The following is a 21,806-nucleotide window of genomic DNA, read 5'->3' as shown; positions in this document are numbered from 1 at the left end:
CGTTTCCCGGCACAAGAGGCGGCTCACCTAACAAGGGCAGAACACCGATGACCGCCACGACCACGACCGGCGTCCGCAGCGCCGGGCCCAGGCATGCTGCGCGGCCCGACGTCCGGCGGGCCGCTTCGGCCATCTCAGTCGCTGGCGCCCAGCCGCTCGATCGCCGCCCTTAACAAAGGCCGGCCCCGGGTCCCCGACCGTCCGCCCGAGCACGAAGCGGCCCCGGTCCGGGTCCGGACCCGGACTCGGACCGGTCGGCCCTCAGACCGAACCGCACCCCGACCGGACACGGAGACGACCCGCGACCGGCTGACAGACCGGAGCCCAGCCCGACGGGCACTGCTCCGCTCGCAATCGGCAGAACACGCAAGACGGCGCCTGAGCCGGCGCGTCCGAGGCAACGGTCAGCAACCGTTCGGTGGGGATGCGAAGGCCGGCCGGCCGTGACGGTGCCCCGCCGCAGGGACTCGACGACCTCGGCGGGACACCGCCACCGATCCTGCCACGCGAGTCCGAGACTCCGTCTGGGACCCGGCCTGGCCGGCAGTTGTGAGGGAAGCCTGGCACTGAGCGTGGATTCAACTGCTCGAAGACCGTCCGGCTGAAGCAACCCCATCGATGTGACGACTCAGTCTGGCCTGCTGCCCGGCTGATCGAGCCGGAGCAGGCGTCCCCGGGACCGCCTAGCCACGGCGGCTCAGGTCTCCTCGAAGTACGCCTGCGCGGCCCGTCGGATCTGGGCCAGACGCTTGGAGATGGCGCTGTGATTGGCGTAGCCGAGGATGTCGGCGATCTCGGTCGCGCTGGTCATGCCACGAGCGAGCCACCGATCCGCTGCTGGGCGGTGATAGGAGCGCGCCGGTGCGTGCGGCAGACTAATGCGGTGGCGGTCACGATACATGAATTGCTGGACGGGCTTCGCGCGACATCGCTCGACGAGCGAGACAAGGGCGACAAGTCCGATCGGCTGATCAATTACGTGATCGGCCCGTCCACTGCGCAACACGTCCGGCATGATCGGAGCACTGCCATCACGACGAAGGATCCCATCCGCCTGTGATCACACAGACCGACCTTGAGTCGCGGTTGTGGGCCGCGGCCAACGCACTCCGCGGCCCCGTCGACGCGGCCGACTTCAAGACCTACGCGTTCCCGATGCTGTTCTGGAAGTGGATCAGCGACACCTGGGACTACGAACACAGGCAGGCGGTCGAGAAGTATGGCGAGGAGCTGACTGACGAGGTCGAAGCCGACTTCCACCGCTTCGAGCTCCCGAAGATCACCCGCTGGTCGGTGGTCACCAAGACCCAGGTCAACCTCGGCGACGCGGTTGCGAAGGCGTTCCAGCGCATCGAGCAGGCCAACCCCAAGTCCCTCGCCCGGATCTTCGGCGACGCGTCCTGGGGCAACGAGGAGCGGCTGCCGCCCTCGGCGCTCCGCGGGCTGGTGAAGGCGTTCGACGACATCTCACTCGACCCGTCCACGGTCAGCCACGACCTGCTCGGCGCCGGCTATGAGTACCTGCTGAAGAAGTTCGCCGACGTCTCCGGCCAGAAGGCCGGCGAGTTCTTCACTCCGCGCGAGGTGGTCAACCTCCTGGTCGCCATCCTGCGGCCCGAACCCGGCGAGACAATCTACGACCCAGCCTGCGGCTCCGGCGGCATGCTGGTTGCCACCATCCACCAGGTCCGCGAGTCCGGCCAGGACCACCGCACCCTGCGCCTGTACGGCCAGGAGGTCAACCTGACCACCTCGGCGATCGCGAAGATGAACCTCTTCCTCCACGAGATCGAGGACTTCGAGATCAAGCGCGGCGACACCCTGCGCAAGCCGCTCTTCAAGGAGCCCTCGGGTGCACTGACCCAGTTCGACGTGGTCATCGCCAATCCCCCGTTCTCCAAGGAGAACTGGGGCGCCGACCAGTGGGCCTCCGACCCGCGTGCCGTCGGCGGCGTACCGCCGGCGAAGAACGGCGACTTCGCCTTCGTCCAGCACATGGTCGCCTCGATGAGGCCCAGCACCGGCCGCGTCGGCGTCGTCATGCCCCACGGCGTCCTCTTCCGCGGCGGCGCCGAGGCCAGGATCCGCCAGTCCCTGATCGAGCGCGACCTCCTCGAAGCCGTCGTCGGCCTCCCGCCGAACCTCTTCTACTCGACGACGATCCCGGCCTGCATCCTGGTCTTCCGCGACCAGAAGCCCGCCGACCGCAAGGACAAGGTCGTCTTCATCGACGGCTCCGAGCGGTTCGCCAAGGGCAGGAACCAGAACACCATGTCGTACGAGGACATCAAGGCCCTCACCGAGGCGTACCGCACCGGCCTCGCCCAGGGCTGCGGCAAGATAACAGTCCGGATTGATCAAACTACGCTTCCAGTCTGGTCGGGCCTGGAGAAGTACTTTGAGTTGATCCGGAAACCCAGTAACCACAGGCGGTTCACGTCGCTGCCGGCCTATCCGTGCCGACCGAATCCGACTACCTTGAGTTGCCATACGCTACCGAGAGCGATCTCGCCGCAGCCCTGGGCCTCGCCCCTGACGGCCCCGACCTCAGCGTGTACGTCCACGTCGCCGACTTCGACGAGATCAAGACCAACGGCTTCGACCTCAACATCGGCCGCTACATCACCAAGACCGCAGGCGAGGCGGTTGACCTCGGCACCGCGCTGGTCGCGTACGCCGATGCTCGCGAGCAGCGGATCGTCGCCGAGGCCGCGTTGTTCGAGCGGCTCACCGCTGCCGGGATCGACCTGACAGCCTTTGGGGTGGCGGATGGCTGAGTGGCCAATGGTTCGTCTCGGCGGCGTGACTCGCCAGGTCCGGGGTCAGGTCTCCGTCGAGGCTGACATGTCGTACCCACTGCTGGGCGTCAAGTGGTATGCCGAGGGTCCGTTCCTCCGCGAGACGGTCACGCGAGAGACCTCGAAAGGGCGGCATCAAACGGTCGTAGCGACGCCCCGATAGGATGATCGCGATGGTGTCGAGGGGCTGGATGGTGGATGGGCGTACGGGAGCGGTTGACGGTGGAGGACCGCGAGGTCATCTCGCGGGAGTTGAGTCAGGAGCGTTCGGCTCGGTATATCGCCGCTGTGCTCGGTCGTCATCATTCGGGGATCTCCCGGGAGATCGAGCGTAACGGCGGTGCCGCGGCGTATCGGGCGGTGGATGCGCAGGCACGGTGTGATCTGATGTGCGCCCGCCCGAAGGAACGGAAACTCGTCGCGTCGAAGGAGCTGCACGACGCGGTGAACACCGGCCTGGTCGAGAAGTGGTCGCCGAAGCAGATCAGCGAGAGACTGCGCACGGACTTTCCCGACGACGAGAGCATGCGCGTGAGCCACGAGACAATCTACGAGTGCCTCTACCTCCAGGCGCGCGGCGAGCTGCGGACGGAACTGAAGATCGCGCTGCGTAAGGGCCGGGCCAGGCGGGTCAACCGGTCGCGCAGCACCCTGACCAGGGGCGGGATCGTCGGCATGGTCAACATCAGCGAGCGGCCGAAGGAGGCCGAGGACCGCGCCGTCCCCGGTTTCTGGGAGGGCGACCTGATCATCGGGAAGGGCAACAAGTCGCAGATCGCCACGCTGGTCGAGCGCACGACCCGGTTCGTGATGTTGGTGCGAATACCGTACGACCGTAACGCCGACAAGGTCGCCTACCTGCTGGGCAAGAAGATGGAGACCCTGCCCGAGTTCATGCGGAACTCGGTGACCTGGGACCAGGGAAAGGAGATGGCCCGGCACGCCGATTTCACCGTCCGCACCGGTATTCCCGTGTATTTCTGCGACCCGCACTCACCGTGGCAGCGCGGCTCGAACGAGAACACCAACGGGTTGCTGCGCCAGTACTTCCCGAAGGGCACCGACCTGTCCTTGCACACGCAGGAAGAACTTGATATGGTGGCCACGCAGCTGAATGGGCGGCCACGGCAGACGCTCAAATGGGCGACGCCGCTCGAGGTCTTTACCGAGCTGCTGGAAAGTCATGTGTCGCCATGACCGCTTGATTCCGCCGTCGTAGCGTGCGAGTGGCGGTGGTCGCTGCGCAGCGACCACCGCCACCCCAGATCAACCGGTCGGCATCGGTACGATTATTACAGTTTTCGTCTCGTCGTCGAACGAGAGACTTGCGCATGGCCGTCCCGCCGCCCAGGGCTCGTCATGGCCGTTGTCGTCAATTCGCCATGTTCCGAGACCGTGGGTATCCAGCTCTTGCTGGACGAGAGCGACGACGGCGGAACGTGATTGACAGGGAGCCGCAGCCACCGCCTCCGATACATCCCTCTTGAAGACGGCAAGGCGGGCCGCGTCCTCGGAGACCCCCGTGAACGGCCTTAGCCCCAACTTTTCACAGGCGCCGTCCGACGGGAACACGGCGATCGATCCCCGCGACGTAAGACAGACACCCGTCGTCGCGGGTTGGACGGCCTCGGTCCGCGTCCAGATCTCGCGGCAGGCCCCTGCCGGGTCTGCCGCCGCGGCCGAGCCGAGGACGTCCACATCGCCAGCCAGATCCACCGTCGAGTAGCACGAAACCGTCGTCGCATCCGTCGCGGGCCCGCCAGGCCGTAGCCCCCACCCTGCCGCCGCCAGGGAACCAGCCACTGCCAGAGCAACCGGAATTGTCACCCAGCGCCGCCGCCACCAAGGTCTTCCGACGGTGGGAACAGATGCGGCGATGTGCTGCTCGAGCAGCAGCTGTCGCTGAGCCAGCCGGCTGGCCGGGATGGATCGGCCCGGTGGAACCCGCGGAAGGTCAACATCAGTCATCTCAGATCATCCCCGATCCCGGCCCACCCGCGCCGACACGACGGGCTCACCGCCACCCTCGGAAACGACCGAAGGTCGCCGAGCAGCGAGCCGCGCACGCGCACGCGCCAGCCGCGAACGGACCGTTCCCACGGGAATACCCAAAGACACCGATGCTTCGGCGTACGTCAGCCCCTCCACCGCCACCACCATGATCACCTCCAGTTCATTTCGCTTCAGTGCTTTGAGTTCACCGAGTACCGCGGCCATCTGACGCTCATCGTCAATCCGCCCAGCGACGTCGTCGGACGGATCGGGTTGCGTTTCGGGCGGTGGAAGCCGACGCAACGCCGCGTCGTATCGGCGAGCGGCCCGATGTTGGTTGCGCATCACATTCGTCGCCACTCCCAGCAGCCACGGCCGCAGGGACCCCGACACGACGACCGCATCCGCTCGACGTCGCCACGCCTCCAGGAAGACCACGGAGGTAGCGTCTTCCGCGGCGCTCCACGAACCGAGTCGATGGAAGCAGTACGAGTACACGGCGGTGGAGTGCTTGCGGAACAGGCAGCCGAACGCTGCCCCTCCGTCCCCTGCCGCGACCCGCGCAAGAAGATCATCATCGGAGTCGGAGATGGACTCACTCGACATCGGCTAGCCCCATGCCTCGTAATGTCCGCGCGACCCTGTCGGGTTCCCTCGACGACCGTAGTGGAATCCACGGAGGAACGGCTTGGGCCAGCGACCGCCCAAGGGGAGCGACCCAGAGTCCCTCTCTACGTCGTCGGGCTGTGGGAACCTGGAAGGCGACAAGGGTGCGAGGCTGGCGGAGATCGAGCCGCCGTCCCTGGCCTCGATGATCGGCAACGGCCACGATCCGATCAACACATGGCTCGACCAGCACCTCATCAACATCGGGCCCAACCGCGACGGCGGCGAGCCGGGGCTGACGCCGAGATGCGCGCCCAGATCGACGAGCATCTCGGCCGCGGTGGCGCACGCCTGCGGCGCGACCTTCGGCGAACAAGACAGGCCCTGGTACCTGACGCTCCCCGAAGACAGGTGCCGGTGATCGGGTTAGCCGGGCGTATCGCCCGGCTAACCCGATCACCGGCGAGGCGAGAACGGCCTCAGGCCCCGACCTGCTCGCCGTCCAGGCCAGCGGGTGGCATGGGCCGGGGTGGATGCAGCCGTTTCGGCCGTTCGATGTCGATATCGGTTTCGGCCCTGTCTGGTCTCGTGAGGGGCCGGGCGGTGGGAGGCCAGAGGCCGGCGAGCTGGACCAGGCTGAGACGACCGGTCCCGGGTCGGGCGAGGGGTAGCCAGCGGGTCAGGGTGGCGTCCAGATGCGCGTCGGGTTCGGCGAGGTCCGCGGCGGTCGTCGCGATCGGCACCCGCGCCGGATGGTCGAGGCCGCGCAGCGCCTCGGCGAGGACCTCGCGCAGACGTGCTTCGCGGCACACGGGTGGTGGTCCAGATCAGGATCGGCGTGTGGATGTTGGTCGCCTCCGCGAGCCGATCGTAGGCGTTGATCTTGAAGGTGAGGCGGCGGAGGGTCTCGGTGCCGAAGTCCAGTTCCAGGAACCACTCGACCTCGCCGCGGCCCTGCTCCCACCGGCCATAGGCATCCGGGCGCACGATATCCCCGAACGACCGGGCGCACCGTTCTTCCGACCACCAGGCGGTGAGCCGGCCGGGGGCCTGGGGCTGGCGGGCGTGGTGGATCAGTCGGGTGAACATCCCGTTGACCGCGACCCGGTGCGCGAGATGCAGGGAGTGGGCGATGCCGATGGCCCGGTCGTGCTGGTAGCCGATCTTCTTCGGGTCCAGGCCGTCCTCGTGCGCCAGCACCGCGGCGCCGGCGACGTCCAGGACGTAGTGCATGGGCGACAGGCCGCTGGTCGCGAGCGGTTGGAAGCGGTCGAGGACCCGCCAGCGGTAGAGCTCCAGGAGGCGGATGTTCGCCGAGCGGCGGGTCTCCCAGCCGAGTTCGACGATCTGGTGGGTCGTCAGCACCCGGTGTTCGTGGATCATCCGGACGATCCACCGGTCCCGGGGCGTCAGGTGGCGGGCCAGCCAGAGCTGGTGCTCAGCGGAGGACACGACACGGGCGGCGGGCCGGTTGTAAGTCCGGCGACCGAGGTAGGTCTGCTGCGGAGGATTCGTGATCAAAAGGGGGCCTCCTTAAGGGTTGGTCAGGCAGATGCAGGTAGGGGCGGAGCACACGAGAGAAGGCAGGACCGGAAGCCGGGGCCGGACCGGGGGCGCCCGGGCTGGCGCGGTCCGTGTCGGGATGCGCCGCCCGCTGGCACGCGGGATGCGCGCCTGTCCCGCCCGGCGGGAGCCGTTACGCGACCGTGGCGAGCAGGCCGGCCGTGGCCCGCTCGACGGGACCAAGGTCCACCAAATCGAGATCGTCCGAGACGACCTCCGCCGCGTCCCCGGCCGCAGGCGACGGAAACGAAGCCGCAGCGATCGAGGGCAGGTCGGTCGAAGCGTGTTCGCCGAGGACCCGGTGGGCGTCGGCGCGTAGCTCCTTCACCAGCGCCCGCGCCCGTTTCGAACCGACCTTCAGCCGTCGGCGCAGCTCGTCCGAGCTGATCGGCCGACGGTGTTCCTCCCAGTAGCGGGCATCCTCACGCCGCGCCCGCTCCAACAGCCCACCATCCACCAGCGCACCGGACCGGCCCGCCGCGCGCTGCGCCGGCACAGCCGGCACCGGCGCGCCCTCCCGGACCACCCGAACCGGCGGCGCCACCGCCACAACGGCCCCCGCCAAGGTGCCAGCCTCCACCGGCAGCCGTTCGGACTCGGCCATGGCGGCGGGGAGCGGCCCAGGGTGGCGCATCGCACGCACCAACCCGGGACCGACCTCGCTCCACCCGAACAGCAAAGCCGGACCGACCGCGTCGAACGCCGCCTTCCCGTACTCCCCCGCGATCACCGGCTCGGCGACGTTCAACGCCAACGTCACCAGACTCGAAAACACCAGCAGACGGCGCGCCGGACGCAGCAACTCGACCGGCGCACCCTGCACCGCCAACTGCCGCGTCCCCAACAAGAGGCCCACCACCGACAGGTCCACCGCCGGAGCCACCAACGGCGCCACCCACACCGGCACGCCCAACCGCAACCCCAGCTGGAACACGTTGCCGAACCCAAACGCAAAAGTCAGACCCACAACCACAACCATGATCACCGTTACGAGGGTGACCGTCACATCACCGCCGACCGGCCGCTGTCCCGTCGCGGTCGCACCATCGGGGGCCATCAGACGCCACCCCCGCCAACCGTCCGCGCACCCACCAGATCCGAGCCGCTACCCGGCGTGATAGGCACCGGTACGCGGGCCGACACCACCAAGGCGGCCCTCGCCTGAACATGCGATGATGCTGTCCGAGCCTCCCCGGGGGCACACCCAAATGATCTTCGTTTGACTATTTGTGCTGGTCAAACGTGGTGAGCGGTATCGCGGCCAATCCCGGCCTGCGCCAGACCGCACCTATCGCCACCAGCAGTTTTGGTGACTGCGAGCAGACGTAGGTTCGTGCCCTACGGGGGTAGTCCGAGCAAGCACCTCGATGCCCGGCCATGCGATTGCTGTCATACGTCTACTCATCCTGCCGGCGACAGATCTACGCACCGGGTCGCCAGCTGCGATTCGCGGCCCGGGACCCGACCTGAGCTTGTCGTTTAACTTGCCTGTTTCTCGGGCTGCGTCAGGGTTGTCTCTTCCTTGGTCTTGCCGACGGGTTGGGTGGCGGCGCGTCGTCGGTTCGTGCTGCCGGGTGGGCTGGGTGTGGCGTGGAGAGGGTGCTAGTCACAATCGTGGGGACGACGAGAACAGCATCGCGAGGATGTAGCCGGTCAGCAGTGGGGCCGTCACATCAGTGGGAGCCCTTCTCCTGGGCCCGCCAGCGCAGCGCGTCGCTGAGCGCCTCGGCCTCGGCGGTGTCCATCGATCGGACGAAGTGCAGCAGCGCCATCCCGCGGTTGTCGGTGCCGGACAGCACCTCGCTCAGTTGCCGCGCTGTGTACTCGCTGCGGGTCAGCGTCGTGGCGTAGACGTAGCCCCGCCCGGCGCGCTCGCGGGAGAGCCAGCCCTTGCGGAAGAGCCGGTCCATCACCGTCATGACCGTGGTGTAGGCGAGAGGACGGGCCTGCTGCAGCTCCTCGAGGATGTCGCGCACGGTGGCCGGTTCCACGCGTGCCCACATCCGGTCCATCACCTCGGCCTCGAGGTCGCCGAACAGCTCCACTCCGCCTCCATGCACCCGCCCGCGTCCAGAGCGTGCGCTGTTGTGCGTCTCCGGATGGTGCGATGGTGCCATGGCCCGGCCGTCATGGTCCGGGCGGATGGGCTGCCTCTGGAGGGCGTGCGGCAGGGACGGCCGGGGGTCGGGGCGTCCGGTCGGCCTGGGTGTCCCCGTCGGCTACTGCCGTCGGCCCGCCGCGACGGCGCCGCCGATGAACACCGCCGCCGCCAGTGGGTTGCCAGCGACGAGGTCGGCCGGCCCCGACGGCGGGCCACCGAAAGCGCTAAGGTGCGCCAGCAGGTGGGCCAGAGCAACTACGGCTCCGAGGGTCATCAGCGCCTGCCCAGTCCGGATGATCCGCCGCTTGCGGCGGTACCGGGCGCGCCGCTGGGCAGCCTTCCGTTCGTGGGCTGTCATCCCCGACCCGGGCGAATCGGGGCGCGTCGGCGTGCCGGGCTCGCTGTCACCACGGGTCCTTTGGGCACGCCGGGAACCGTCCGAACAGCAGGCGAGCATCGAGGACATCGACGATGCCAAAGGGTACGGCCAGGAATAGTTATATGTCGGCGGTCGCCTGCCGGTCGGTCGCGTCCGGTGAGTCGCCGTGGAGAAGTCCACGCAGGACGAGGTCGATCACCGCCGGGCGTGCGCGCTGGGCTGGCCAGCCGTGGCTGGCGCGCAGGTGTACATATCCCCAGCCGGCCGTGTTGAACAACACGGTCGCGGTCATGGTCGGCGGGACGTCGCGCAGCGTGCCGTCGAGGGCGCCGTCGCGCAGGAGCCGCTCGAACGGCCCTGCGAACGTGTCAATCGTGAGGCTGTCTGGGCCGGGCTCGTGAAAGACCTCGCCTCGGGCGAGGAACAGCCCGGCCAGCAGCTGTAGGTGGGCGTCGGCGGCGGCACACAGCCCGTCCAAGGCGGCGTGCAGCCGTTCGGCGGCGGTGCCTGGTCCGGTGAGGGCCGGCCACACGGCGGCGCGGAACTCCTCAGCGGCTCGCGCTGTCAGGGCGCCGACCAGCGCGTCACGGGTTACGCCCCGACGGTGCAAGGTAGCCCGGGAAAGGCCGGCCTGGTCCGCGACCCGTTCGAGCGTGACGTCGGCTAGCCCCCACTTGCTGGTCGCGGCGGCGGTCGCGTCCACCAGCGCGGGCTCGATCGCCGCCTCTTGACGTCTATCCATAGGTGAATCATATTCGCGACATGGATGTCGCACTTTCGGGACATACGAGTCGCACGGTGCGGCAGCCGACGGGGTTGCTGCCCCTTGTGGCGCTCGTGGGCATGGCGGCGCTGTTCGCCACCTACTGGGATGACGCCTGGCACACCGACAGCGGGCGCGACAGCGCGGCGATCCCGCCGCACCTGCTGCTCTACGGCTCGGTGGCGGTGGTGGGCGTGGGCGTCGTCGCCTGGGGGGTGGCAGCGCTGCGCGCGACCCGCTCCGCCGGTGCGGTCCTGCGCCATCGGCCGCTGCTGCTCGCCGGGCTGGGCGGGACGCTGATGCTGCTGTCGGCACCGGTCGACGCCGCGTGGCATGCGGCCTTCGGGCGGGACTCCGTGTTGTGGAGCCCACCGCACCTGCTCGGCGTGTTCGGCACGCTCGCCCTCGTCACCGGCGTCCTGCTCGGCGCGAGGCCCGGCCACGGCGCCGACTGGGCGCTGTCCGCGACCGGCACTCTCATCCTCGGCGCCACCGCCGTGCCGGTACTGGAGTTCGAGACCGACGTGCCGCAGTTCGACGAGGCCCTCTACCTGCCGGCGCTGCTCGCGAGCACCCTGCTGGCCGCGACCGTGATCAGGGCCGCGGTGCCTGGGCCGCTGCCAGTGCTGCGCGCCGTCGTCGGCTACGCGCTGGTCCGCCTCGCGATCGCGGCCGGCCTGGCCGCCCTCGGACGCAGCCGCCCGGACCTTCCGGTCGCCGTTCTCGGTGCCGCCCTCGCCGAGGTACCGCTGCGCGCGCCGGCGGCACGGCTGGCCGCCGGCGCGGCCGGGGTGGCCGCGACGACCTGGCTCGCCGCCGCCACGGGCCTGACCAACGTCCCGGCGAGAGCCGTCGCCACGACGGCGGTCCCGGTCATCGTGCTGTTCCTGCTGTGCCTGCTCGCCATGACGCCGCAGTTTCGGGCTCGCGGCCCGGCTGTTCTGCTCGTTGCGATCGCGGCACTGCTGGCGGTCGGGTGGGAGAAACCCGCGTCGGCGCACGACCCCGGCCAGGGACGTGGCACCTTCCCCGTGCTGCTGACCGCCACCTCCGACGGGCGCGGCACCCTCACCGCCACCGTCTGGGCCGTGACCACGTCCGCGCGCACCGGCGCCTCGAACGGTCCAGCCACCGGCGCTTGTCCGCGGCTCGTTCCGCGGCAGCTGGTGGCCCGCCGTGCAGGAAAGACCGTGGTAGGCCTGTTGAGAGGCGCCGGCGGCGGCTGCGCTTTCTCCGGCCGGCTGCAGGTCGCGGCCACCGGGCGTTGGTTCGTCTACACCGAGTTCCACGACACCTTGCGCGGCGACGTCGAGGCGTGGGTCCCGCTCGACGCCCGCCACGCGGGTGCCGTCACCGAACGCCGTGAGCTGTACCTGCCGTCCCGCGGTGCCGCCGACAGCGGGCCGACCGCCCGGGAATTCCTCGCCGGCGCGGCCCTCTACGCACTCGGGCTGGCTCTGCTCGGATTCCTGCTCGCGCACGTCCACCAGGTCACCCGCCGGCCGGCCGCGCAGCTGCCCCCGATCGGGCCTCGCGGACATCCCCGCGCCTGATTCGCCCGCGCGGGGCCAACGGCTCGATCCGACCACGGTGGTTCGACACATCCGGCAGGCGACACCCGGCGCTGCCAACCCCCCTCAATCTACTATCCCGTGTAGTTGCTAGCGTGTGGGTCGCTATCGCCGCCGGACCGTACGCCGAGTCCTGCCCCCGGTCCGGCGATACCCCTTCGACGCAGCCGGGGCAGGAGCGGGGGAACCACGTTCCACCGGGTGCCGCATCCCCCTGCGGCGCCCTCGGGGTGAAGCCGCCCGTGTGTCACAACGGCCGGCCGGGCTTCCCGCCCGAACCCGACAGCTCACCTCGCAGGCGTCTGGGAAAGGTTTCACGTGCAAGCACGCGAACCACATCGGTCCGAACGCAGTCCAGCCACCGCCGGGCGCGGTCGTCACCGGACCCGCCTTCGCTCAGGGTCCCTGCTGGCTCGGACCTCGAGTCGCGCCACCGTCGCGGCGCTCACCACGGGCACCATGGCCTTGTCCGGGGTGGCGTTGACCGGCTCCCTTGGCCCCGCCGCGGCGGATTCGGACACCGGCGCGCAGGGGATCACCGCCAACTTGCTGGGCGCCGCCCTGGGAAGCGCGGCGACTCCCGCTGCGGACCCCACCTCCGAGTTGGCCCTGCCGGTCGCCTTCCGTCTGCGCACGGCAGTCTCGTTGGCGCCGGCCGTCCCCGACGTCACGGTGAACGCCGACGAGCCGGTCGAGGTCGGCTTCCGGCTCACCACGCGGGGCGGCGGCGCCCTCGCGGACCGGGACATCCTCGTCCAGGCACTGTTCCCGAGCGGCTGGACGACATTCAAGGCACTACGCACGGACGCGGGCGGCTACGCCAGCTACACCGCGCGGGTCCTGACGACCACCCAGATCAGGGCGACATTCGCCGGCAGCCAAGAGCTGGAGGCGGTGACCTCCGACCCGGCGGTCGTCCGGGTCCACCCGGCGCCGCCCGCGCCTGTCCTCCCGGCCGCCAGCCGCGCGCCCGCAGGCGAGACCGTCACCGTCGCGCCCACAGGGGCGACGACGATCGGGGAGAAGGCGGTGTACCTGGCATCGCTGCAGGCGGGCAAGCCGTATGTGTACGGGGCGGAGGGCCCGTACAGCTTCGACTGCTCGGGGCTGGTGCAGTACGTCTACAGACAGCTCGGCAAGACGCTGCCACGCACCACCGACCAGCAGTTCGCGGCGACGATCAGGATCGCGCGCGGCTCGGAACAACCCGGTGACCTGATCTTCTTTGGCGAGCCCGGGTCGATCTACCACGAGGGCATCTACGCCGGCGACGGAAAGATCTGGGTCGCGCCGAAGAGCGGCGACGTGGTCAAGCTCGAAACCATCTGGACCTCGTCCTACTCCGTCGGCCGCGTACGGTAGCGCTAAGTGGCGCCCGCGGGCCGGTCCCCCAGCCGTCCCGCGGGCACCCTCGTCCGGGCCTGCCGACCGAGACCTCTGATCAATCGCCCAGGTCGGCGACGGAGGACCACCGGACGCGGGAACACTGTGATGGGTACGGCGCGAGGGCGGACTGCGCCGCCCCCGCGGCGACAGCCGCGCGGACCCGTCAGCGACCGGACTGGACATCGTGATCCTCCAGCCCGTGCCCGACCTCCTCCGCATGGAGCTCGTAGCGGTACCGTCGATAAGTGGCAGCTGGGCGCGGCCAAGGATCTGGTCGGGCGGCGGAAGGAACCGAACGGGTCGGAACGTGAGCCGGGTCAATCTCCTCGACGACGAAGCCGGCGGCGCGGATGGCTCGGTCGTCCGCCGGTTCGGGTGGCAGCCACCCCGCGCTGGGCGGTGCTCGGACGGTCCGTCGTAGTCACATGGGCGCTGCGCGCGGGCGCCTCGGTAGCCGGCCGGTCAGACGTGTCCGCCTTGCCGATCCGTGTCCCGCCATGACCGCGGCCACCCGACGACAGAAGCGATCGGCTTCTGTGCGTCGACCTGCCTCAGCTCCAGTTCGCCAGGCGCCCGGTGGAACGTAGGCCCCACGCTCCTGCCCCGACCGCGTCGAAGGGGTATCGCCGGACCGGGAGCGGGACCCGGCGTGCGGTCGGGGGCGATGGCGGTCGCCCTCCTAACCAACTACTGATCGTAGTAGATAGTTGGCGTAGGTGACACCGGACGCCGCCACCGGAACGCCTCGGACCCCGGACCGTTCATCGTGCCCGACGACTCGGAGGGTCGGCCGTGACCGGCGGGGTCGGCCGTGACCGGCGGGGTCGGCCGCGGCCCGCGAGAGTCGCACCATCCGGTCGGTGCCCCGCGCACAGTCCTTGGGACACCCAGGTCGCCGGCGGCGTTGAGGCAGATTGAAACGACAGCGGCTAGTACTATACTCTTTAGTTGACCTTGCTGTGCTGCCTGCCTCGGACGGTTCCCGGCATGACCAAGAAGACCAGTGGCGACGACTCACCCGCCGCGCCGACCCGCGCGGACACGCGCGCTCCTGGGCTGACGGCCCACGAACGGAAGGCGGCTGAACGGCGCGCCCGGTACCGCCGCAAGCGGCGGATCATCCGGACCGGCCAGGTGCTGATGGCGGCCGGGGTGGTGATCGCGCTGGTCCATTGGCTGGCACACCTTGGGGCGTTCGGCGGGGAGCCGTCGGGGTTGGTGGATCTCGTCGCCGGCTACCCGGTCGGCGCGTTGGTCTTCTTCGCCGGGGCCGTGGCCGCCGGTCAACGGCAGTAGCCGAGCAAAGACGACCGACTGACCGTGACAGGCGCCGGATGCCTGCCGCCCTCGGCGGGGCCGCCCGTCGGCGCAGGCGCGGGCCAAAGGGTGGCCGGCCCCCTGCGTTCGCCAGGGAGGCCTACAAGCAGCGGCATGCCGTCGAGTGCGGGATCAACAGGCTCACGCGGCACCGCGTAGTCGCCATCCGCTACGAAAAGCTAGCCGTCCGCTATGCAGCAACGGTCACCACTGCCGCAATCAACCCATGGCTACGCTGACCGACTTCCAGAACTGGCTAGTGCCGGCGATCGCGGATCGGTCACGCCTCGTGGATCAGGAGGTTCGATCCACGACCTGATGGCCTGGCCCGGGGCCCCTCCAGCGTCGCCTGTGGGCGGCGTTGGGCTGGGTTGGAGATGGCCGGTACGTACCCCGGCGCTGAGGCCGCGCCGTTGGTGGCACCCCTGGAACGTCCGTCTGCACCCGAAGGATCACACATGCGCCTCGACGAGCACGGCCGCTGGGTCAGCGACGACGGCACCTACGTATGGCACGAGAGCGCCCAGGCCTGGCAGCCGACGACGTCACGCCCCGGCGGCGGCACCATGGCCGCCGGCCCGACCGGTCCCGCCGCGGCCCGCGGCGGTTCGACCGGCGAGTACGGGGTCGGCGCGGGTGGCACTGCTCATCTGCCGGCGCAGGCGGACATCGGCGGCTACGGGCTCTCAGACACGGGCCAGCAGGCCTACGACGAGCCACGGACCGGCAGCTTCCCGCTGTTCGACTCCGACCCTCGCGCCGGCCGCGACCGAGAAGCCTCGTGGTCTCCGGCCACCGGCCCATACCCGCAACCGCCCGCCACCGGATCCGGCCAGGCCGACTACGGCCCGGACCCGGCGACCGGGGCGAACCCCTGGGACACCGGCGCCCACTGGCCTACCGGGGCGACACCGACGCGCGGCGCCGCGGACCGCGGCCAGGCGAGCCCAGGAGCGTCGGCGCCAGGTACCGGCCAATCCCGGTCGTGGTCGGCCAGGGACCCACTCGGTACCGGTCCCTACGACCGCCCCGACCCACTGGGCACCGGCCCCTACAACCGCGTTGACCCGCTCGGCGCAGCCGGCTCGACCCGCGGCGGCTACGACCGGGCCGACCCGCTGTCCGGGCCGTTCAACCGGGCCGACCCACTGGGCACCGGCAGCTGGACGCGGAGCGAAACCGGCCCCAGCCAGAGCCGCGGCCCCGCCACGGGACCGGCCCAGAGCCGGGCCGGCTCGGGCGGCACCGGCCCGAACGGCGCACGCGGCGGCGCGCCGGGCGGGCTCGACCGGGGTCCCCGCACCGCCATGAACCGGCCGACGACGCCGGTCGCCGGCGTTGACGCCACCGGGCCGCTGCCGACAGATACCGCCGCTCGCCGAGGCAACGGGCGGTTCAGCACGGCCTCGTTCACCAAGCCCGGCTCGGGTACCGGGCCACGCGGGGCCCGGTACGCCGACGACCTCGACCCGGACCTCGACGATCTGCGCGTCGACGATGACCAGGACAGGGACGACGGTGCCGAGTACGCGGGCCGCCTCGCCGCCGGCCGCGGCCGGCCGGGCGGGCTCGCCCGGATGGGCGGAGCCGATCCAGGTCGTCCGGGCCGGCGCGGCGGCCTCGGGCCCGACGACGAGGACGACGAGGACGACGACCTCGATGAGGACGACGAACGCGGCGGCCGGACCAGGTCCGCCCGCGCCCTCGTCGGCGAGGTGCGGGCATCCCGAGGCCGGATGCTCGCCGTCGGCGCGGCTCTTCTCGTCGTCGTCGCGGTCGTGCTCGTGCTGAAAACGACCGGCGGCAAGGGCTCGTCCAGCACAGGCACGACCGCCGGCGGAACCGTCACCACCGGCCGTCAGTACGACGCGAACATCCGCAAGGTCTACCTCGACCAGTGCGTCGCGCAGAGCAGCGGCAAGCAGGCCTACTGCAACTGCACCCTGCGGAAGCTGGAGGCCGGCTACAGCCAGGAGGACTTCCTGCGCATCAACACCGATCCCACATCGGCGACCGGTCAGCGGGTCGTCCGGGAGATCCGAGATGCCTGCAAGTCGTTGGGATAGGGCCGTCCGGCACGCTGATAGTAGTCGTGATCTTTCGAAGAGAGGCAGAATAGGGCGCCTCAGCGTCCTCGGGGCTGGGTGAGACGCCTACCGCGGCATGTTCGAGGACTGGATCGCGGTCGCCGCGACGTCGGACTACCAGGACCCCGCGCCTGATGCAGCACGTCAGTAGGCGGGCGCTTTCCCTGAAGGCGGCGAACAACAACGCGTTGAGAACGACTGGCGGCCACGGGCCGTACGCGGCGTCAGTCCTCGCGCACGTCTGTTTCCGGGTTCCTCGGCTCTCGCCAGGCCGTCGTCACCCGCGAGTTCGCGGCGAGCCGCCGTGGTCGTGGTGGTCGCCATCGTGGTCATCGTCGTGGTCGTCGGTCCGGTTCTGGCCGTGCCCTCCCATCCCCATGCCCCGCATCATGACGAACATCATCAGAGCGCAGCCGGCGATCAGCAGGAACCAGACCAGAGCCGCCGCAGGCAGCCCGGTGACGAGCAGGACGACGACCGCGACTGCCGCGGCCGTGACGTAGATGGGCAGGTGCTTCTTCATGTTCACGGCTGTCCTCCTCGGTGCCTCGTGAGGAGTGTTTCCCCTGGCCGCTCCGTCCAACAGGGGCCACCGGGCGAGTTGTGGGGCCGATACGCACACCGGAATCTGCCACAATTCATACTACCCTATGTAGTAGAAGCTGCTCCTGGGGTGCTTGGGCGTCAGTCGATCGCTGCGCTGTGCTCGCCGGCTCCACGGCCGTGGCCTGGTCTCGTCCAGTGCAGGATGCCGACCACGGCGCCCAGCACCGCGAGCAGGCCGCCGGCCAGTACGAAGGGAGAGGCGGGCCGCCAGCTGAGTAGGGCAACCCCGGCCAGCGGGCCGACGAACTGGCCGGCGCTGTTCGCTGCGCTCTTCATCCCCAGCGCCGCTCCGGCGCGATCGCCCCGGCCGGCCGACACCAGAACGGACAGGTTCGGGGTGACGACCGCGGAGCCCGCGGCGAGCAGTGCGACCACCCCGAGCACTACCGCGAAGTGGCGCGTGACGACGATCGCGGCGATGCCGATTCCCATGACGACGAGACCGGCCGCGACCTGGAGGGTCGGGGCGACGAATCTCGACAGCGCGCCGGCCGCGGCGACCTGCAGTGCCGCCATGACCAGCCCGCAGACCATGAACGCGACGCTGGCCTGGGCGGGGCCGATCCCCAGCCGGCTCTGCCCGTAGAGCACGAACGTTCCCTCGAACAGGGCAAGGCCCGCCGAGGAGGCCGTGACCAGGCTGAGCAGCCCACGCAGCCCGCTAGGTCGTCGTTGGGGCACCTCCCGTAGGGCGGCCGTGGCTCGCTGGTCGAGACGCCGGGACTCGGGCACGCGTCGCGTCGACGCGATCAGCACCGCCAGGGCCAGCAGGCCCGCGGCCAGAAACGGCAGGGAGAACCCGTTGAGCCACGGGCCCTCGATGCGTCGCGAGATGGCCGGCCCGCTGAGCAGACCACCCAGCGCGGGGCCGGCCACCAGGCCAAGACTGACGGAGGTGCCGAACCAGGCCATGCCACGCGCCCGGCCGGCCTCGGACGTCGAGTCGGCCACGTAGGCGATGGCAGCGATGAGCACGCCTGAGGTCGCCACGCCGCCGCCCGCGCGAAGCAGATAGAGACCCGGAAGCCACGACACGAAGCCGAACGGTGCCTGGGTCGCCGCCATGCCGGCCAGGCCGACCAGCAGGATCGGCCGGCGGCCGACACGGTCGCAGAGCCAGCCCGCAGCCGGACTGGCGACAAGCTGCGCGAGGGCGTAGACGCTGGTCAGCAAGCCGATGTGGAAGCTCTCGGTCGCCGGACGCAGCGCACGCAGTTCGTGGATCCTCTCGACCTGGTACGGGATCACCGTCAACGTGATCCCGTAGCCAACCATCACCACAAAGACACCGGCGTACAGGACCCACAAGGCGGCGGGAAGGTGCCCGCCCACCCCGACCGGCGCCGCCGGTCCGGCGGCGACCGGCGCCGGTCCGTTCGGGCGCATGGACGACGGCCCTGTCCGCGCCCCGGCCATCCGCTGCCTCCAGAAGGTTCACGGCGGCCACACCGACATTGCAGTCGCCGCTCTCGCTCCTCACAGAGCGTCGGGTTTAGCGACGTGTCCGGCGGTTCGTCGCTCCGTCCCGGTCGCGGGTACCGATCCACGATCTCGACATTCTACGATGACCTGTAGTAGATACTTGGGTGTGTCCCGGCATGCGTATCGGCCCGCCGGAGCGGTTCCTGGTCCTCTACCCGGGGGGTATCGCGAGGGAGGCTGGCATCGCAGCGCGGAGGCGGGTCTCGGTGATGCGAGCCTGTCGACGCGCCTGGATGCGACAGGCGCCTCGGCACGTCGGAGGCGGCCCACGGCACGCCGTCGGGTGGGACCCGGGCGGGTCTGATGGTCCGCGGTCAACGCTGTTCACACTTGGACCCGGCCGCGCGCCGGATTGGAGCCGATCATGCACTCCGACCACGGTGGATCCGGGCATCCGCCGCTCGCGACGGCGGTCCTGGAGGTCTCGGGGATGCGGTGGGCCACCGAGAAGGCGCGGGTGGAGGCCGTGCTGGGCCGGCGGCCTGGGGTGGTCGAGGTGGCAGCTAACCCAGTGGCGCAGACCGCGGTCGTTCGGTACGACCCGGCTCAGACGTCCGCCGCGCAGCTCGCCGGCTGGATCCGGGACTGTGGTTACCACTGCGGTGGGCAGTCCGTTCCAGACCATGTGTGTGACCCGCTAGCCGAGCCCACTGTCCCCCGGGATCTCGGGCCAGGCGCCGCAACCGCCGCGGCCGAAGCTCCGTACGCGCGGCGTGCTCCGGTCGCTGGCGAGCCGCCTGCCGCCCACGCTGTTCACGACGCGCATGTGGTCCGCGAGACGCACGCCTCGCAGGAGGCGCATGAGGCCCCAGCGGGCCACGGCCCGCGGGTGGCGTCGCCGCACGAGGCTATGGGCCATGGCGGTCACGGGTCGATGTCGATGGCGGCGATGGTCGCGGACATGCGTAACCGGTTCGTGGTGGCCGTGGTCTTCGCGGTACCGATTCTGTTGTGGTCGTCGATTGGCCGGGACGTGGTCGGGTTCCACGTGGCGGCGCCGTTCGGTCTGCGGGACGACGTGTTCCAGCTGGTGCTGAGCCTGCCGGTGGTCTTCTGGTCGTCGTGGATCTTTTTCGACGGTGCGGTGCGGGCGGTGCGGGCTCGGACGTTGGACATGATGGTGCTGGTCGCGGTCGCGATCGGCACGGGCTGGGTCTATTCGCTGGTCGTCACGCTGACGGGCGGGGGTGAGGTCTTCTACGAGGCCGCGGCGCTGCTCGCCGCGTTCGTGCTGCTCGGGCACTGGTTTGAGATGCGTGCCCGTGGCGGCGCGAATGACGCGATCCGCGCCCTGCTGCAGCTCGCGCCGGAGCATGCCCTCGTCCTGCGTGACGGCGAGCCGGTCGCGGTGCCCACCGCGGAGGTTGTTGTCGGTGACCTGCTGCTCGTCCGACCAGGCGCCAAGATCGCGGTCGACGGGGTCGTGGAGGACGGCGAGTCGGACGTCGACGAGTCGATGGTGACCGGCGAGAGCCTGCCCGTGCACAAGGCGCCGGGAGTGGACGTCATCGGGGCGACCCTCAACACCACTGGCGTGTTGCGGGTCCGCGCGACCAAGGTGGGCGCGGACACGGCGCTGGCGCAGATCGTCGCGCTCGTCCAGGAGGCGCAGAGCAGCAAGGCGCCCGGGCAGCGGCTGGCCGACCGGGCCGCGTTCTGGCTGGTGCTGGTCGCTCTGCTCGGCGGGCTGGGCACGTTGCTGGTGTGGCTGCTGGTCTCGGGCCGGCCGGCCCGCGAGGCGATCCTGTTCGCGATCACGGTCGTTGTCGTCACCTGCCCGGACGCGCTCGGGCTCGCCACCCCGACCGCGATCATGGTCGGCACCGGGCTCGGAGCGCGGCGCGGGATCCTGTTCAAGAACGCCACCGCGGTAGAGATGGCCGCCCGCATCGACACCGTCGTCCTGGACAAGACCGGCACGTTGACCAAGGGCGAGCCCGAGGTCACCGACGTCGTCGCCGCGGCTGGCGTCGTGGAGAACGAACTGCTGTGGCTGGCCGCCGCGGTGGAGCGGGAGTCGGAGCATCCGCTGGCCGCCGCGGTTGTGCGACATGCCGGCACACGCGGCCTGAAGCTGACACACGCGGCCGGGTTCGCCAACGTGCCCGGCCACGGTGCCGTCGCCACGGTGGACGGCCGCCGGGTCGCGGTCGGGAACCTGCGGCTGATGGCCCGGGAAGGTGTCGAGGCCGACGAACTCGCAGAGCGTTGGGACGCGCTGGTCGCGGGCGGCCGGACCGCGGTGCTGGTCGCCGTGGACGGGAACGCGGCCGGGCTGATCGGCCTGGCGGACGCGCCCAGGCCGACCGCGGCCCAGGCCGTCCGGGCCCTGCGCGACGCGGGTGTCGAGGTCGTGATGCTCACCGGCGACAACGAGGCGACCGCGCGGCGGATCGCCGGCCAGCTCGGCATCGACAGCGTCATCGCCGAGGTACTCCCTGGCGACAAGGCGGCGAAGATCGCCGAGCTGCGGCAGGGCGGGCGGCGCGTGGCGATGGTCGGTGACGGCGTCAACGACGCCCCGGCACTGGCCGGCGCGGATCTCGGTATCGCGATCGGCGCGGGCACCGACGTCGCGATCGAGACCGCCGACGTCGTCCTGATGCGCTCCGACCCGCTCGACGTCCCCGCCGCGCTGCTCATCGGCCGCGGCACGCTGCGCAAGATGCGCCAGAACCTCGGCTGGGCCGTCGGCTACAACGCCATCGCCCTGCCGATCGCCGCCGGCGTCCTCGAGCCCGCCACCGGACTCACGCTGCGCCCGGAGATCGCCGCTTTGGCCATGTCCGGCTCCAGCGTCCTCGTCGCCGTCAACGCCGTCCTGCTCAAGCGCCTGCGCCTGCCCCACACCGTCACTGCGCCCGGGCCGACGACGGTGGTCTCCACCCGCACCGCCGACCTCCCACCGGTTCTCCCAGCGAGGTAAGTCCTTCGACCGGTTGCCCACCGGCGAAGGAGAGACGTCTTCGGCGCTTCTCGCCGGTCCATCGCTGTCGAGGCCGGAAACCGAGGGCAATGGGAATCCCCGGTTGCGCCTGGGTGGTGGGGTCCGGCCGCGGGAGCCCACCACCCAGGCCAGGGGGTCAGATCTTCTGGAGGAGCGCCCGCATGGTCGTGATCTCCACCGTCTGGCTGGTGACGATCGAGCTGGCCAG

General features: G+C 70.4%; 16 protein-coding genes, 1 pseudogene and 1 riboswitch. Of the genes and pseudogenes, 8 read left to right on the top strand and 9 right to left on the bottom strand.

The genetic code is table 11. The features are described 5' to 3' along the window. Window positions 1–697 precede the first annotated feature (697 nt). A complete protein-coding gene (locus FRADC12_RS30015; RefSeq protein WP_084010891.1) occupies window positions 698–1,015 on the bottom strand; it encodes a hypothetical protein in 318 nt (105 codons plus the stop codon). Window positions 1,016–1,056: 41 nt separating this feature from the next. On the opposite strand from FRADC12_RS30015, the gene FRADC12_RS16605 reads away from it, so the two are divergent. Continuing rightward, window positions 1,057–2,751, top strand: coding sequence for a type I restriction-modification system subunit M (locus FRADC12_RS16605; RefSeq protein WP_232303850.1), 1,695 nt, complete (start codon window positions 1,057–1,059; stop codon window positions 2,749–2,751). 245 nt (window positions 2,752–2,996) lie between these two features. Then, window positions 2,997–3,995, top strand: a complete 999-nt coding sequence (locus FRADC12_RS16600) for an IS30 family transposase (RefSeq protein ID WP_045875091.1) — start codon at window positions 2,997–2,999, stop codon at window positions 3,993–3,995. Window positions 3,996–4,772: 777 nt separating this feature from the next. On the opposite strand, the gene FRADC12_RS30005 is transcribed toward FRADC12_RS16600, so the two are convergent. Next, window positions 4,773–5,396 (bottom strand): RNA polymerase sigma factor, encoded by a 624-nt coding sequence (locus FRADC12_RS30005; protein ID WP_084010889.1) that lies wholly within the window; start codon window positions 5,394–5,396, stop codon window positions 4,773–4,775. Between the two features lie 82 nt (window positions 5,397–5,478). Here FRADC12_RS30005 and FRADC12_RS33215 point away from each other — a divergent pair, with 82 nt between their 5' ends. Continuing rightward, complete coding sequence (locus FRADC12_RS33215) at window positions 5,479–5,817, top strand: hypothetical protein (RefSeq protein WP_232303849.1); 339 nt, start codon at window positions 5,479–5,481, stop codon at window positions 5,815–5,817. Between the two features lie 58 nt (window positions 5,818–5,875). On the opposite strand, the pseudogene FRADC12_RS16590 reads toward FRADC12_RS33215, so the two are convergent. The 5 genes and pseudogenes from FRADC12_RS16590 to FRADC12_RS16570 form a co-directional block, all read right to left on the bottom strand. Next, window positions 5,876–6,917, bottom strand: a pseudogene (locus FRADC12_RS16590) (replication-relaxation family protein). Between the two features lie 175 nt (window positions 6,918–7,092). Then, window positions 7,093–8,016, bottom strand: a complete 924-nt coding sequence (locus tag FRADC12_RS16585) for a hypothetical protein (protein WP_045877325.1) — start codon at window positions 8,014–8,016, stop codon at window positions 7,093–7,095. 616 nt (window positions 8,017–8,632) lie between these two features. Next, the gene (locus FRADC12_RS16580) at window positions 8,633–9,004 is read right to left on the bottom strand and encodes a BlaI/MecI/CopY family transcriptional regulator (protein WP_084010887.1); all 372 of its coding nucleotides are present in this window, start codon (window positions 9,002–9,004) and stop codon (window positions 8,633–8,635) included. Window positions 9,005–9,178: 174 nt separating this feature from the next. After that, window positions 9,179–9,334, bottom strand: a complete 156-nt coding sequence (locus FRADC12_RS16575) for a hypothetical protein (protein WP_198152943.1) — start codon at window positions 9,332–9,334, stop codon at window positions 9,179–9,181. 223 nt (window positions 9,335–9,557) lie between these two features. Then, window positions 9,558–10,181 (bottom strand): TetR/AcrR family transcriptional regulator, encoded by a 624-nt coding sequence (locus tag FRADC12_RS16570; RefSeq protein WP_045877323.1) that lies wholly within the window; start codon window positions 10,179–10,181, stop codon window positions 9,558–9,560. A 56-nt stretch (window positions 10,182–10,237) separates the two neighbouring features. On the opposite strand from FRADC12_RS16570, the gene FRADC12_RS16565 reads away from it, so the two are divergent. The 4 genes from FRADC12_RS16565 to FRADC12_RS31455 all read left to right on the top strand — a co-directional run bounded on the left by FRADC12_RS16565 (window position 10,238) and on the right by FRADC12_RS31455 (window position 16,542). Continuing rightward, a complete protein-coding gene (locus FRADC12_RS16565; protein WP_198152942.1) occupies window positions 10,238–11,755 on the top strand; it encodes a hypothetical protein in 1,518 nt (505 codons plus the stop codon). Between the two features lie 167 nt (window positions 11,756–11,922). Continuing rightward, a riboswitch (cyclic di-AMP (ydaO/yuaA leader) is annotated at window positions 11,923–12,089 on the top strand. A gap of 143 nt (window positions 12,090–12,232) precedes the next feature. Then, entirely contained in the window at window positions 12,233–13,135 is a 903-nt protein-coding gene (locus tag FRADC12_RS16560; RefSeq protein ID WP_045877322.1) for a C40 family peptidase, read from the top strand. Window positions 13,136–14,146: 1,011 nt separating this feature from the next. Then, entirely contained in the window at window positions 14,147–14,455 is a 309-nt protein-coding gene (locus FRADC12_RS16555) for a hypothetical protein (protein ID WP_198152940.1), read from the top strand. 479 nt (window positions 14,456–14,934) lie between these two features. Further along, window positions 14,935–16,542, top strand: a complete 1,608-nt coding sequence (locus FRADC12_RS31455) for a hypothetical protein (RefSeq protein ID WP_045877321.1) — start codon at window positions 14,935–14,937, stop codon at window positions 16,540–16,542. Between the two features lie 298 nt (window positions 16,543–16,840). Here the strand turns inward: FRADC12_RS31455 and FRADC12_RS16545 are convergent, their stop codons facing one another. Further along, window positions 16,841–17,086, bottom strand: a complete 246-nt coding sequence (locus FRADC12_RS16545; RefSeq protein WP_502685313.1) for a hypothetical protein — start codon at window positions 17,084–17,086, stop codon at window positions 16,841–16,843. A 161-nt stretch (window positions 17,087–17,247) separates the two neighbouring features. Then, window positions 17,248–18,555, bottom strand: a complete 1,308-nt coding sequence (locus FRADC12_RS16540) for an MFS transporter (protein WP_052710962.1) — start codon at window positions 18,553–18,555, stop codon at window positions 17,248–17,250. Window positions 18,556–19,015: 460 nt separating this feature from the next. Between FRADC12_RS16540 and FRADC12_RS16535 the strand changes: the two genes are divergently transcribed. Further along, window positions 19,016–21,577, top strand: coding sequence for a heavy metal translocating P-type ATPase (locus FRADC12_RS16535; protein WP_045879721.1), 2,562 nt, complete (start codon window positions 19,016–19,018; stop codon window positions 21,575–21,577). Window positions 21,578–21,806 lie beyond the last annotated feature (229 nt).

Source organism: Pseudofrankia sp. DC12, from assembly GCF_000966285.1.
Classification (GTDB): domain Bacteria; phylum Actinomycetota; class Actinomycetes; order Frankiales; family Frankiaceae; genus Pseudofrankia.
The sequence above is the reverse complement of the archived record's forward strand: the minus strand, read 5'-3'. Positions and strand labels throughout refer to the sequence as shown.